This is a genomic window from Cellulomonas sp. Root137, from assembly GCF_001426725.1.
Lineage (GTDB): Bacteria > Actinomycetota > Actinomycetes > Actinomycetales > Cellulomonadaceae > Cellulomonas.
This window is the reverse complement of sequence record NZ_LMFG01000001.1, coordinates 1,318,445-1,332,042: the sequence shown is the minus strand read 5'-3', so window position 1 is coordinate 1,332,042 and position 13,598 is coordinate 1,318,445. Positions and strand designations below refer to the sequence as shown.

The following is a 13,598-nucleotide window of genomic DNA, read 5'->3' as shown; positions in this document are numbered from 1 at the left end:
GGGCTGATGCCAGACGACACGGCGCTGCGCGGCCGGCTGCTCGTCGCCACCCCGAGCCTGCGCGAACCGACCTTCCACCGGACCGTGATCCTGCTGCTCGACCACGGCGAGGCCGGTGCGGTGGGCGTCGTGCTCAACCGCCCGTCGACGCTGGACGTCGCCGCGGTGCTGCCCGAGTGGCACGCCCACGTGAGCGACCCGCCGAGGCTGTTCCACGGAGGCCCCGTCGGACTGGACACCGCCATGGGGGTCGTCACCATCCCGTACGGCTCGGACCCGTCCTCCGAGGTCGACCGCATGACGGGACTCTTCGGCCTGGTCGACCTGGATGCCGCCCCGGAGTCGGTGGCCCCGCACGTCGGCGGGGTCCGCGTGTTCGCGGGGTACGCCGGGTGGGGCGACGGCCAGCTCGAGGCGGAGCTGGCCGAGCGCTCCTGGTTCGTGGTCGACGCGGTCCCCGACGACCTGCTCACCCCGCAACCGACCGCGCTGTGGCGGCGCGTGCTGCGACGCCAGGGCGGTGACCTGGCGATCGTCTCGACCTTCGCCGAGGACGCCAGCCTCAACTGAGACCGGACGGCCGATCCGGGCCGCCTGTGCCAGGATCGCCCGAGCGCACGACGACGAGGGAGAACTGATGGCAGGCGGTCTGGCGGCTCTTCTCGACGACATCGCCGCCCTGGCGAAGCTCGCCGCGGCCTCGGTCGACGACGTCGGCGCGGCGGCCGGCCGGGCGAGCGCCAAGGCTGCGGGCGTCGTCATCGACGACACCGCCGTGACGCCCCGCTACGTGCACGGGTTCACGCCGGACCGCGAGCTCCCCATCGTGCGCCGGATCGCCGTCGGATCCCTGCGCAACAAGCTGCTGTTCATCCTCCCGGCCGCCCTGCTGCTCAGCCAGTTCCTGCCGTGGCTGCTCACCCCGATCCTCATGGTCGGCGGCACGTACCTCGCCTACGAGGGTGCGGAGAAGATCTGGGAGCTGGTCAGCGGGCACGCCAAGGAGCACACGACCACGCCGGTGGCGGCCCAGGGCGAGGGCACCGAGAAGTCGATGGTCAGCGGCGCGATCCGCACGGACTTCATCCTGTCGGCCGAGATCATGGTGATCGCCCTCAACGAGGTGGCCGACGAGCCGTTCGTCTCCCGCGCGATCATCCTGGCCGTCGTCGCGCTCGCGATCACCGCGCTGGTCTACGGCGTGGTCGCGCTCATCGTGAAGATGGACGACATCGGGCTGCACCTCGCGCAACGGCGCAACGGCGCGGCGGCCGCGGTCGGGCGCGGGCTCGTCCGGGCGATGCCGAAGGTGCTCTCCGTCCTGTCCACCGTCGGCATCGTGGCGATGCTCTGGGTCGGTGGGCACATCCTCCTCGCGGGCGTGGACGACCTGGGCTGGCACGCCCCCATCGACCTCCTGCACCACCTCGAGGAGGCCGTGCACGGCATCCCGGGCGTCGGCGGGCTGCTCGCGTGGCTGATCGACACCCTGGGCTCCGCGCTGGTCGGTCTGGTGGTCGGCGCCGTCGTCGTCGCGATCATGCACGTGATCCCGAAGCGCCGGAAGGCCGAGCCCGCGCACTGACCGGTTGGTAATCGTTGTAGAGGGTCTTGCCGCAATCCTCCCGATCGCCCTATGGTCGTCGCATTCACCGGGATGTTAGCGCTCACATCGGGCGCGACGGAGTCCCGGGCGAGGCGCACGACGATGTGCGCGCAGGGAGGCAGCCATGCCCGTCGCACTGTCGCGACCGAGCAGCAACACCCGTCCGCACCGCCGTCTGGGGCTACGAGCCGCCCTCGCCGTCGCCCTCGTCGTGCCGCTGGGCGCCACCGTCGTGGCACCCGCGAGCGCCGCGCCACCCGTCCCCGACGGCGCGTGGACCGACACCTTCGACTCGGCGACGCTCAACGCGCGCTGGACCGCCGTGAACGACGAGCCGACGGCGCGGTCGCTGACCGCGAACCCCGGCGCTCTGACGGTGACCGCGCTGCCCGGCGACACCTGGCAGGGCAACAACTCCGCCCGCAACGTGATGACGATCGACATCCCGGACGGCGACTTCTCGATCTCCGTGGACGTGCAGGCGCCCGTCACCACGACGTTCCAGGGCGCCGGGCTCATCGCGTACCAGGACCTGGACAACTACGTACGCTCCGGCCTGACGTTCGTCGGCGGGATCACGCCGTCGGGGATCGCGATCGAGAACGACATCGAGACCGCGGCCATCTTCGCCGCCGACCACTTCGAGGACCGCCCCGGATCGACGGGCGAGACCCTCCGGCTGACCCGCACGGGCGACACCGTGACCACCGCGCGCTGGGACGAGCCGACGACCGCGTGGGTCGACGTGAGCTCCGTCGACGTCACGTTCCCGATCGAGCACGTGGGCCTGTACGCCCTCGGCGCGCAGGACGGCACCACCTTCCCCGCGGTGTTCGACGACGTCACCCTGGTGGCCTCCCCCGGCGAGGACGTGGTGCCCGACGGACCGTTCACGCTGCGGGCACCCGGGACCGCGCCCCACCTGACCACCGGCGCCGACGACGCGATCGTCGTGGTCCAGCAGCGCCCCGGCGACACCCTGGTGCTTGACGCCACCGCGGTCTCCGGCGGTGTGACCCTCGCGGCCGGGGACCGGGCCGTCACCGTGCTCGCCGACGGGCGTCTGGCCCTGGGCGACGCCCCGACCACGCTGCTGCTCACCGAGGCGGGCGGCGGCAGGCTGCACCTCACGACCGCGGACCGATCCCAGGCCGTGGGGATCGTCGACGGCGCCCTCGTCCTGGGCAGCGTCGACGACGCCGCCGGGTTCGTCCTCGAGCCGTTCGCGGTCGCCGAGGGCACGACGATCGCGATCGACGGCGACGGGACCGACGCCGAGATCTCCGACCGGCTGTACGGGATCTTCTACGAGGACATCAACTACGCGGCCGACGGCGGCCTGTACGCCGAGCTGGTGCGCAACCGGTCGTTCGAGTTCAACGCGTCGGACAACGCGAGCTTCACCGGCCTGACCGCCTGGGACGTGCTCGACCGCAGCGGCGCCGGGACCACGGTCTCGGTGGTCGACGACGACGGCCGGCTCAACGCGACCAACCGCAACCGGGCCGTGCTGGTCGCTGCCGCGGCGGGCGACGGCATCCGCAACGCGAGCTACAACGCGGGCGTCGCCGTGCGCGACGGAGAGTCCTACGACGCGAGCGTCTGGGTGCGCACCACCACCCCGCAGACGCTGACCCTGGCGGTCGAGGACGGCACGCAGACGATCGCGGCCGGGACCGTCGACGTGGACGGCTCCGACACGTGGAGGAAGTACGAGGTCACGCTCACCGCGAGCGCCACCACCGACGCGGGACGGTTCGTCGTCCTCGCCGGCACGGCCTCGACGCTCCACCTCGACCAGGTGTCGCTCTTCCCGCAGGACACCTGGGTCGGACCGGTGAACGGCACGTCCGTGCTGCGCAAGGACCTCGCGGAGAAGATCGCCGCGCTCGACCCCTCCTTCCTGCGCTTCCCCGGCGGCTGCGTCACCAACGTCGGCACGTTCCGCACCTACGAGGAGTCCGGGTACACCGACCGGCGCCGCACGTACCAGTGGAAGGAGACGATCGGGCCCGTCGAGGAGCGGGCCACGAACTGGAACTTCTGGGGCTACAACCAGTCCTACGGCATCGGCTACCTGGAGTACATGGAGCTGGCCGAGGACCTCGGGGCCATCCCTCTGCCCGTGCTGTCGGTCGGCGCCAACGGCTGCGGGAGCACGATCCCCGAGATGACCGACCCGACGCAGATCGCCCGCTGGGTGCAGGACACGCTCGACCTCATCGAGTTCGCGACAGGCGACGTGTCGACCACCTGGGGCGCCCAGCGTGCCGCTCTCGGTCACCCCGAGCCGTTCGAGCTGCCGTACATCGGGCTCGGCAACGAGGAGAACACCACCACGTTCGAGGCCAACTTCCCGGCGTTCCGGGACGCGATCGCGGCCGCCTACCCGGACGTCAAGATCATCTCCAACTCGGGTCCGGACGACACCGGCGCCCGGTTCGACACCCTGTGGGACTTCGCCCGTGAGCAGGACGTGGACCTGGTCGACGAGCACTACTACAACGACCCGAGCTGGTTCCTGACCAACACGGAGCGCTACGACTCCTACGACCGCGAGGGTCCGCACGTGTTCCTCGGCGAGTACGCCTCGCGCGGGAACACCTGGTGGAACGGCCTGTCCGAGGCCGCGTACATGACGGGTCTGGAGCGCAACGGCGACCTGGTGGAGCTCGCGTCCTACGCGCCGCTGCTGGCCAACGAGTCGTACGTGCAGTGGTCGCCGGACGCCATCTGGTTCGACAACGACGAGTCCTGGGCCAGCGCCAACTACTGGGTCCAGCACCTGTTCTCGAACAACGTGGGCGACCAGGTGGTGCCCAGCACGCTGACCACCCCGTCGGTCGATCCGCAGCCGCTGGACGGCGGAGTGTTCTTGTCCACCTGGAACACATCGGCGGCCTACGACAACGTGCGCGTCTCCGAGAACGACGGCGGCGCCGTGCTGTTCGAGGACACGTTCGCCGACGCCTCCGCGTGGACCCCGCAGACCGGCTCGTGGTCGGTGGTGGGCGGCGAGTACGTGCAGGCGAGCACGACGACGACCGACGCCCGCAGCATCCCCACCGGCGCCTACGAGCAGGACTGGAGCGACTACACGCTCGAGCTCGACGCCCGCAAGACCGCGGGGGCCGAGGGCTTCCTCGTCGGGTTCGCCGCGGGCGGGCCGAGCGACTACTTCTGGTGGAACCTGGGCGGCTGGAACAACACCCGCCAGGCGCTGCAGAAGGCCGACGGCGGTGGCGCCGGCGAGGTGAAGGCGGTCGAGGGCCACAGCATCGCGACCGACCAGACGTACCGGGTCAAGGTCGTGGTCTCCGGCCGGCACATCGAGCTGTACCTCGACGGGGTGCTGCAGATGTCCTACGACGACCCCGCCCCCGCGGCGGACGTCTTCCAGGTGGTCACCCGCGACGAGGACAGCGGCGACATCGTCGCCAAGGTCGTCAACGTCTCGGCGGTCACCCAGCGCACGCAGGTCGAGGTCTCCGACGCGGAGATCGCCCCGACCGGCTCGGTCACGGAGATCGTCGCGCCGCCGGGCGCGACCAACACCAAGACCGCACCCGGCACGGTCGAACCGGTCACGCGCGAGCTCGACGGGCTCTCGTCGTCGTTCACGTACGACCTGCCGCCGTACTCGGTCACGTTCCTGACCCTGCACACGGTGCCGGCGGACACGACCGCGCCGACGGTCGACTCGCTCCTCGTCACCCCCGATCCCGTGGGCGACTGGCGCGCGGCCCCGGCGACGGTCGTCGCCACCGCGTCCGACGACCGTGCGGGCGTCTCGCTCGAGATGTCGGTCGACGCCGGACCGTGGACGCAGACCAGTTCCGTGCAGGTCGACGGCCACGGCGAGCACACGGTCGCCGTCCGTGCGACCGATGCGGCCGGCAACGTCTCCACGGTCCGGTCGGTGACGTTCGCGCTCGACGCGATCGCCCCGACGTCGTCGGCGAGCGTGGACGCCCAGCGGCGGGTCACGCTCACGGGCGCCGACGAAGGCGCCGGGGTGGACCGGGTCGAGTACCGGATCGGCACCGGTGCCTGGACGACTTACGCCGGCCCCGTGCAGGTCGGCGCCGAGGCCACGGTCGTCGAGCACCGGGCGGTCGACCGCGTCGGGAACGTCGGCGCGACGACCAGCACGCAGGTGCCCGTCGCGAACGCCGTCCGGTCGACCACCTCGGTCTCGATCGAGCCCCGACCGGTCCGTCGCTCGTCGCAGGCCGTCGTGACCGCCTCGGTCCGGGCCGCCACGGGCGCGGCCCCGACGGGTGACGTGACCACGACGGTGCGCGGCGTGCGGCTGCGCGGCGACGGACCGGTCGTCGCGCAGGTCACCGGGGCTCTGACGCCCGGTGGGCAGCGTGCCTCCACCGCCACCCTGCGGCTGCCCCGGCTGCCCGTCGGGCTGTACGTGGTCGACACCCGGTACGCCGGGTCGCCCACCGTCCAGGCCTCGTCCGACCGGAGGCTGCTGATCGTCCTTCCGTGACGTCGCGGATCGAGCGGGGCGCGTGCGCGGGGGACCGCGCAGGCGCCCCGCGTCGTCGTGTCACCCGAGCCGATCGTGACCATCCCGAGATGTGGATGTTACCTACCGGTAAGACCCTCGTTATGCCGGACACATCGGTGTGCTACCCATAGCCCACTGAGAACCCAGCCGGCGGGTGCGCCCCTGCGCGCCCGCGGCTCTGACAGAAGAGGTAGCGCATGACCTCCCTCGCACCATCACGCCGCCGCGTCCTCGCGGCGACCGCCGGTCTCGCGGCGACCGCCCTCGTGCTCACCGCCTGCTCGGGCAGCGACGACGACGGCGGAGCCGACGGCGGGAGCACCTCCGCCGGGGGTGCGCTGACCATCGGCACCACCGACAAGGTCACCACGCTCGACCCCGCGGGCTCGTACGACAACGGCTCGTTCGCCGTGCAGAACCAGGTGTTCCCGTTCCTCATGAACACCCCGTACGGCAGCCCGGACGTCGAGCCGGACATCGCCATCTCGGCGGAGTTCACGGCCCCGACCGAGTACACGGTCGTGCTCAAGCCGGACCTGAAGTGGGCCAACGGCCACGACCTGACCGCCTCGGACGTCAAGTTCACGTTCGACCGCCAGGTGGCGATCGCCGACGAGAACGGCCCGTCCTCGCTGCTCTACAACCTGGAGAGCACGGAGGCGGTCGACGACACCACGGTGGTCTTCCACCTGAAGTCGGAGAACGACCAGATCTTCCCGCAGATCCTGTCGAGCCCCGCCGGCCCGATCGTCGACGAGGAGGTCTTCGCGGCCGACGCGCTGACGCCGGACAACGAGATCGTCGACGGCAACGCGTTCGCCGGCCAGTACACGATCACCAGCTACTCGTTCAACGAGCTGATCTCGTACGAGGCGTACGCGGACTACATGGGCGTGCTGCCCGCGGCGAAGACCGCCGAGGTCAACGTCAAGTACTACGCGGACTCGTCGAACCTCAAGCTGGACATCCAGGAGGGCAACATCGACGTGGCGTTCCGGAGCCTCTCGGCGACGGACATCGAGGACCTGTCGACCAACGACAACGTCAAGGTCGTCGACGGCCCCGGCGGGGAGATCCGCTACATCACGTTCAACTTCGACACGCAGCCGTTCGGCGCCAAGACGCCCGAGGCCGACCCGGCCAAGGCCCTCGCGGTCCGCCAGGCGGTCGCCCACCTGATCGACCGGGCGCCGCTGTCGGAGCAGGTCTACAAGGGCACGTACACGCCTCTGTACTCCTACGTCCCGGACGGCCTCACCGGTGCCACCGAGTCGCTGAAGGGTCTGTACGGCGACGGGGACGGCGGCCCCGACGCCGACGCCGCCACGGCCGCGCTCGAGGCCGCCGGCGTCACCACGCCGGTCACGCTCAGCCTGCAGTACTCGAACGACCACTACGGCCCGTCGTCGGCCGACGAGTACGCCCTGATCAAGGAGCAGCTGGAGAAGGACGGCCTCTTCACGGTCGACCTGCAGACCACCGAGTGGGTCCAGTACGCCAAGGACCGCACCGCCGACGTCTACCCCGCGTACCAGCTCGGCTGGTTCCCGGACTACTCGGACGCCGACAACTACCTCACGCCGTTCTTCCTCACGGAGAACTTCCTGAGCAACCACTACGCCAACCAGGAGGTCAACGACATGATCCTGGAGCAGGCGACGACGGAAGACGCCGACGCCCGCACCGCGCTCATCGAGGGCATCCAGGACGCCGTCGCGCAGGACCTGTCCACCGTCCCGTATCTTCAGGGCGCCCAGGTGGCGGTCGTGGGTACGGACGTGACCGGCACCGAGGACACGCTCGACGCGTCCTTCAAGTTCCGCTACGGCGCGCTCGCCACGAGCTGACCGCAGCAGCACCGCATGCCGACGGTCCCGCCTCCGAGCAGACTCGGGGGCGGGGCCGTCCGGCTCGTCCGACCGCAACAGGCAAGGAACCCATGACCTCCCTCACCACCGACGCCCCCTCGGGCGTCGCGCCGGCGCCGGACGCGCGGGCGCCTCAGCGCAGGCGACCGGGCGGCAAGCTCGGCAGCTACCTGCTGGTCCGGTTCCTGTTGATCTTCCCCACGATCTTCATCCTGGTGACCACCGTCTTCGTCCTCATGCGGGCGACGGGCGACCCGATCACCGCCTCCCTGGGTGGCCGCCTCACCGCGGACCAGCTGGCCGAGCGCATCGAGGCGGCCGGCTACGACCGGCCGATCTTCGTGCAGTACCTCGAGTACCTGGGCCGGGTGTTCCGCGGCGACTTCGGCAGCTCCATCTCCGACAACCGCCCGGTCACGGAGATCGTCCTCACGTACGGCGCCGCGACTCTCGAGCTGGCGTTCTACGCGATGCTCGTCGCGCTCGTGGTTGGCATCCCGCTGGGCCGCATCGCCGCCGCCCGCCGCGACAAGGGCGTGGACGCCTCGCTGCGCATCTCCGGGATCCTCGCCTACGCGACGCCCGTGTTCTTCGCCGGCATCCTGCTCAAGCTCGTCTTCTCGGTCTGGCTCGGCTGGCTCCCGGTCGCGGGCCGCGCGTCCACGGACACGCAGATCGAGCTCCAGCGCAACGGCGCGGGCACGGGCATCTACCTCATCGACGCGATCAGCACCGGCAGCCCGGAGGCCGTCCTCGACGTGCTGGAGCACGCGATCCTGCCGGCCCTCGCGCTCGGCCTGCTGACCGGCGGCATCTTCCTGCGGCTCGTCCGCACCAACGTCATCGGCACCCTCAACACCGGCTACGTGGAGGCGGCGCGCTCGCGCGGCGTCAACGAGCGCCGGCTGCTGCGCCAGCACGCCTGGCGCCCAGCGCTGGTGCCGATCATCACCGTCATCGGCCTGCAGGTGGCGTTGCTGCTCAGCGGCGCCGTGCTGACCGAGAAGACCTTCGAGTGGAAGGGCCTCGGCTTCCAGCTGGTCCAGTACCTGCTCGCGCGCGACTTCGTGGCCGTCCAGGGCATCGTCGTGCTGCTCGCCGTGGTGGTGGCGCTGACGAACTTCGTCGTCGATGTCATCGCCGCCCTCGTCGACCCCAGGATCAGGTACTGACATGGCCGATCTCATCCCCGAAACCGGCCTCGTCGTCGCCCACGCGACCCCGCCGACGCCCGAGCACACCTCGCTCTGGAAGCGGCTGCCGGTCGTGCACCAGGTCCGCACCAGCGTCGGCCTCCAGCGCACCATGCTGCTCGTCGGCATCGTGCTGACCCTGGTCTTCCTGTTCGTCGCCGCCTTCGCGCCGCTGCTGGCGCCCTACGGCTACGCGCAGCTGAGCTCCGGCGACGTGAACTTCGGCGCCCAGCAGCCACCGTCCGCCGAGCACTGGCTCGGCACCACCGTCGGCGGCTACGACGTGCTGTCGCGCACCATCTGGGGCGCCCGTCCGGCGTTCCTGGTGATCGTCGCCGCCGTCGTGCTCTCGATCTTCATCGGCGTCGTCGTCGGCCTCGTGTCGGGGTACTTCGGCGGCTGGGTCGACCGGGTCCTCGTGGTCATCGCCGACGCGCTCTTCGCGTTCCCGTCCCTGCTGCTCGCCATCGTCGTCGCCATCGTCATCAGCGGCGGGCAGTCGTCGATGTGGGGTGGCGTCATGGCCGCCGCCATCTCGCTCAGCGTCGTGATGATCCCCCAGTACTTCCGGGTGGTCCGCGCCGAGGTGGTCCGGGTCAAGGCCGAGGCGTTCGTCGAGTCGGCCCGGGTGATCGGCTCGGGCCCCGTGCGGATCATGGGCCGCCACGTCCTGCGCAACTCGACGCGGACGCTCCCGCTGATCCTCACGCTCAACTGCTCCGAGGCGGTCCTCACGCTCGCCGGTCTCGGGTTCCTCGGGTTCGGCATCGAGCCGACGAAGGCCGGCGACTGGGGCTACGACCTGTCGCGGTCGCTCTCCGACGTGACGAGCGGCATCTGGTGGACCGCGGTGCCGCCCGGCCTCGCGATCGTGCTCACCGTGCTCGGCGCCACGCTGGTCGGCGAGTCGCTCAACGACCTCGCGGACCCGCGCCTGCGCACCCGCCGCGCGGCGAAGGCCGCGGCCCTGAGCCCGGTCACCGCCGTGCCGGGCGGGGTCGCCACCGACCGCGTCCCCGGCGTCGAGAGCATCGACGAGCTCGAGGGACCGTCCGACCTGTTCGACGACGACGAAGGACTCCGCTCATGACCAACGTCGTCGACATCACCGACCTGCGGGTCTCGTTCGCCACCGACTCGGGCACCGTCCGCGCGGTCGAGGGCGTCACGCTGCAGGTCGCCTCGGGCGAGGTGCTCGCGATCGTGGGCGAGTCCGGCTCGGGCAAGACCGTGACCGCCCGCACGATCCTCGGCCTGCTGCCGGAGACCGCCCTGACCAGCGGCGCCGTGCTGCTCACCCGCAAGGACGGGTCGGCCACCCACGACATCGTCACGCTGCGCGGGAACGACCTGCGGGACGTGCGGGGGCGGGACGCCGCGATGGTGTTCCAGGAGCCGTCGACCGCCCTCAACCCGGTGTTCCCCGTGGGCTGGCAGATCGCGGAGGGCCTCCGGGCGCACCGCAAGCTGTCGGACAAGGACGCCCGCGCGCAGGCCATCGACGTGCTGCGCCTCGTCGGCATCCCCGACCCGGAGCACCGTGTCGACCACTACCCGCACCAGTTCTCGGGCGGCCAGAAGCAGCGCATCGTCATCGCGCAGGCCCTGGTGCTCGACCCCGGCCTGATCATCGCGGACGAGCCGACCACCGCCCTCGACGTCACCGTGCAGGCGGAGATCCTCGACCTGCTGCGCCGGCTCCCCCACGAGTTCGGCTCGGCGATCGTCCTGATCACGCACAACATGGGCGTCGTCGCGGACCTCGCCGACCGCGTCGCCGTCATGTATAACGGCGAGATCGTCGAGCAGGCGGACGTCCACACCCTGTTCTCCGCACCCCAGCACCCGTACACCCGACGCCTGCTCGACGCGGTGCCGCGGGTCGGCGGCCGTCGGCTGCGCGACCGCGTGCGGGTGGGCGACGAGCTTGAGGCCATGGTGGTCGACGACTCGGCGACGCCCGTGGTCGAGGCGAAGGACCTGCGCATCGTGTACCCCGGTCGGCTGCGGCAGCCCGACTTCACCGCGGTCGACGGCGTCGACCTGGTCATCCGTCCCGGCGAGGTGCTCGGCCTGGTCGGGGAGTCGGGGAGCGGCAAGACGACCATCGGGCGCGCGATCGCCGGCCTCACCCCGATCAGTGACGGGTCCCTGAGGGTGCACGGCGTCGAGATGCTCCGCGTCAAGGAGAAGACGTTCCGCCCGGTCCGCAAGCGCATCGGGTTCGTCTTCCAGGACCCGGCGACGAGCTTCAACCCGCTGCTGACGATCGCGCAGTGCGTCGCCGAGCCGATGGTGGTGCACGGTCTGGCGCCGAACCCGCAGGAGGCGCGGCCGAAGGTCGACGAGCTGATGGAGGCCGTGCAGCTGCCGAAGGCCTTCGGCGACCGGTTCCCGCACGAGCTCTCCGGTGGTCAGCGCCAGCGCGCCAGCCTGGCCCGCGCGCTCATCCTGGGTCCGGAGCTGCTCATCGCCGACGAGCCGACCAGTGCGCTCGACGTGTCCGTGCAGGCCCGGGTGCTCGACCTGTTCGCCCGCCTGCAGGCCGAGCTGGGCTTCGCGTGCCTGTTCATCAGCCACGACCTGGCCGTCGTCGACCTGCTGGCCCACCGCATCGCGGTCCTGCACCGTGGCGTGCTGGTCGAGGAGGGCACGGGCGACGAGGTGCTCGGAGCGCCGAAGCACCCGTACACCCAGCGCCTGCTGGCCTCGCTCCCCGTGCCGGACCCGGTCGAGCAGGCCGCCCGCCGCGAGACGTGGAGGAACCTGCGCGCGCACGGGTGAACGTCGGACCGGATCACCTCCGGGTGGGCCGGTCCCCTCCTAGCGTGACCAGATGTCCCCCGCCGACCGGCCCGTCCGCGCGCGCCTCGTGCGCGTGCTGAGCGTGCTGGCGGTGCTGGCGACGGTCCCGCTGTGGGCTCCTCCGGACCACGTGACCACCGCGGACGGCGTGTTCATGGTCGCCATGGCACCGCCGCAGGGCGTCGCGACCGTCCGGCTGGTCTCGCTCGTGCTCGTCGTGGTTCTCGCCCTCGCGACCCTCGTGGTGGGCCGGAGGGCCGGCGCGGTCGCGGTCCGCCGCCTCGCCGTGCTGTTCGTCGTGCCGGCGGTCACCCTCAGCTGGGTGTCCTGGCGGACGGAGGGCGGAGGCAGCTACACGGTCGCGCTGGTCGGCTCGCTGGGTCAGGACCCGCCCCACGCGTTCGAGTCGCCCTGGCTGCCCGTGGCCGTGGCGCAGGCGGCGCTCGTCGTCCTCCTGTGGGCGCTCGCGGTCCTCGGCCTCGTCGCGCGGTTCAGGCGCTGAGCGGCTGCGCGCACGCCTCGCGGCGGGCCGTGTAGCGGTCGTACAGAGTGACGACGAGGGCGACCACGTACGCGAACAGCAGCACGTCGCCCACGGACACCTGGCGGGGCTGCCCGGTGGCGAACGCCGCGAACACCAGCATGGCGACCACGCTGATGACCGTGTTGACCACCACCTCGATCCCGAGCGCCGCCCGCCGCCGACGCAGCGCCAGCGCCGCGTGCACCAGCACCGTCCCCGTGACCACGAGCGCGACCACCGAGAGCCGCCCCTCCACCAACGGGTACGACTCGAACAGGACCATCGTGACCAGGCCCGCCAGCACGACCTTCTCGACGAGATGGCCCACACCCGTCGGCGCGACCCCGACCGGACCCCTCGGGACCCAGCCCACGCGTGCGGCGATGACGTCGGCGTCCAGCGTGAACGGCCAGTCCGCTGGCGGCAGCCCCCGGGCCACGCGTCGGCCGACGACGACCAGCACCACCGCCAGGACCGCCAGGACGCCCCACACCCACGGGTGCTCGGTGACCAGCTCCCCGAACTCGTCCGTGAAGTCCAGCTGCGCGACGTGGATCCACCACTCCTGCGGCAGCTTGATCACCACCCAGATGAGCCCGGCCGTCCACAGGAGGGCGGACCTGCTCAGCCGGGCGGCGTCCCAGCGCGTGCGGACCACCTCGAGGGCGATCACGAAGTACTCGAACGTGTTGGGGAAGACCATGAGCAGCCAGCGCGCGTCGGTGAGCTCGAAGAGGAGCACCCCCACCAGCCGGTAGTACCAGAGGAACGCCGCCAGCCCGACCGCGAACGGGTTGCGCCAGTTCCGCAGCACCGACAGGTAGGCGATCGTCAGGTAGTAGATGTCGAGCGCCTTGTCGTACGACTGGTAGTTGTCGAGCGGGAAGTCCGTGAACGCGGCGAAGATGGACTTGTCGACGCCGTCGATGACCAGCGCGGCGAGGATGGCCGGCAGCGGGAACCGCGGGATGAACAGCGGCACCACCAGGCGCAGGCCGACTACCAGCACGAACACCGTCCAGTCGAGACTGCTCGCGCTCGCCATGCTGCGGACTGTAGCGACCCGGAACCGCCCCGCGAC

At 71.2% G+C, this 13,598-nt stretch carries 9 protein-coding genes; 8 read left to right on the top strand and 1 reads right to left on the bottom strand.

All coding sequences use genetic code 11. The features are described from left to right. Nucleotides 1-6: 6 nt before the first annotated feature. The 8 genes from ASD18_RS06390 (at nucleotide 7) to ASD18_RS06355 (ending at nucleotide 12,496) form a co-directional block, all read left to right on the top strand. Entirely contained in the window at nucleotides 7-570 is a 564-nt protein-coding gene (locus ASD18_RS06390) for a YqgE/AlgH family protein (RefSeq protein ID WP_156387906.1), read from the top strand. A 67-nt stretch (nucleotides 571-637) separates the two neighbouring features. Then, on the top strand, nucleotides 638-1,585 hold the full coding sequence (locus tag ASD18_RS06385) for a DUF808 domain-containing protein (RefSeq protein WP_056088226.1): 948 nt from the start codon (nucleotides 638-640) through the stop codon (nucleotides 1,583-1,585). A gap of 145 nt (nucleotides 1,586-1,730) precedes the next feature. Beyond that, entirely contained in the window at nucleotides 1,731-6,107 is a 4,377-nt protein-coding gene (locus ASD18_RS21305) for an alpha-L-arabinofuranosidase C-terminal domain-containing protein (RefSeq protein ID WP_200938484.1), read from the top strand. Nucleotides 6,108-6,325: 218 nt separating this feature from the next. Beyond that, complete coding sequence (locus ASD18_RS06375) at nucleotides 6,326-7,975, top strand: ABC transporter substrate-binding protein (protein WP_056088223.1); 1,650 nt, start codon at nucleotides 6,326-6,328, stop codon at nucleotides 7,973-7,975. 92 nt (nucleotides 7,976-8,067) lie between these two features. After that, nucleotides 8,068-9,168, top strand: a complete 1,101-nt coding sequence (locus ASD18_RS06370; protein WP_056088220.1) for an ABC transporter permease — start codon at nucleotides 8,068-8,070, stop codon at nucleotides 9,166-9,168. Nucleotide 9,169: 1 nt separating this feature from the next. Further along, nucleotides 9,170-10,279, top strand: coding sequence for an ABC transporter permease (locus ASD18_RS06365; protein ID WP_082573587.1), 1,110 nt, complete (start codon nucleotides 9,170-9,172; stop codon nucleotides 10,277-10,279). Next, the gene (locus ASD18_RS06360; protein ID WP_056088215.1) at nucleotides 10,276-11,973 is read left to right on the top strand and encodes an ABC transporter ATP-binding protein; all 1,698 of its coding nucleotides are present in this window, start codon (nucleotides 10,276-10,278) and stop codon (nucleotides 11,971-11,973) included. The genes ASD18_RS06365 and ASD18_RS06360 overlap by 4 nt, the downstream gene beginning before the upstream one ends. A 52-nt stretch (nucleotides 11,974-12,025) precedes the next feature. Beyond that, nucleotides 12,026-12,496 (top strand): hypothetical protein, encoded by a 471-nt coding sequence (locus tag ASD18_RS06355; protein WP_056088212.1) that lies wholly within the window; start codon nucleotides 12,026-12,028, stop codon nucleotides 12,494-12,496. Here ASD18_RS06355 and ASD18_RS06350 read toward each other — a convergent pair. Further along, nucleotides 12,486-13,562, bottom strand: a complete 1,077-nt coding sequence (locus tag ASD18_RS06350) for a hypothetical protein (protein WP_056088209.1) — start codon at nucleotides 13,560-13,562, stop codon at nucleotides 12,486-12,488. The genes ASD18_RS06355 and ASD18_RS06350 overlap by 11 nt on opposite strands. Between the last annotated feature and the right edge of the window lie 36 nt (nucleotides 13,563-13,598).

Excerpts from the sequence above, each read along its gene's own strand:
- ASD18_RS06390 (WP_156387906.1), top strand. The coding sequence starts at position 7 with ATGCCAGACGACACGGCGCTGCGCGGCCGGCTGCTCGTCGCCACCCCG.
- ASD18_RS06385 (WP_056088226.1), top strand. The coding sequence starts at position 638 with ATGGCAGGCGGTCTGGCGGCTCTTCTCGACGACATCGCCGCCCTGGCG.
- ASD18_RS21305 (WP_200938484.1), top strand. The coding sequence starts at position 1,731 with ATGCCCGTCGCACTGTCGCGACCGAGCAGCAACACCCGTCCGCACCGC.
- ASD18_RS06375 (WP_056088223.1), top strand. The coding sequence starts at position 6,326 with ATGACCTCCCTCGCACCATCACGCCGCCGCGTCCTCGCGGCGACCGCC.
- ASD18_RS06370 (WP_056088220.1), top strand. The coding sequence starts at position 8,068 with ATGACCTCCCTCACCACCGACGCCCCCTCGGGCGTCGCGCCGGCGCCG.
- ASD18_RS06365 (WP_082573587.1), top strand. The coding sequence starts at position 9,170 with ATGGCCGATCTCATCCCCGAAACCGGCCTCGTCGTCGCCCACGCGACC.
- ASD18_RS06360 (WP_056088215.1), top strand. The coding sequence starts at position 10,276 with ATGACCAACGTCGTCGACATCACCGACCTGCGGGTCTCGTTCGCCACC.
- ASD18_RS06355 (WP_056088212.1), top strand. The coding sequence starts at position 12,026 with ATGTCCCCCGCCGACCGGCCCGTCCGCGCGCGCCTCGTGCGCGTGCTG.
- ASD18_RS06350 (WP_056088209.1), bottom strand. The coding sequence starts at position 13,562 with ATGGCGAGCGCGAGCAGTCTCGACTGGACGGTGTTCGTGCTGGTAGTC.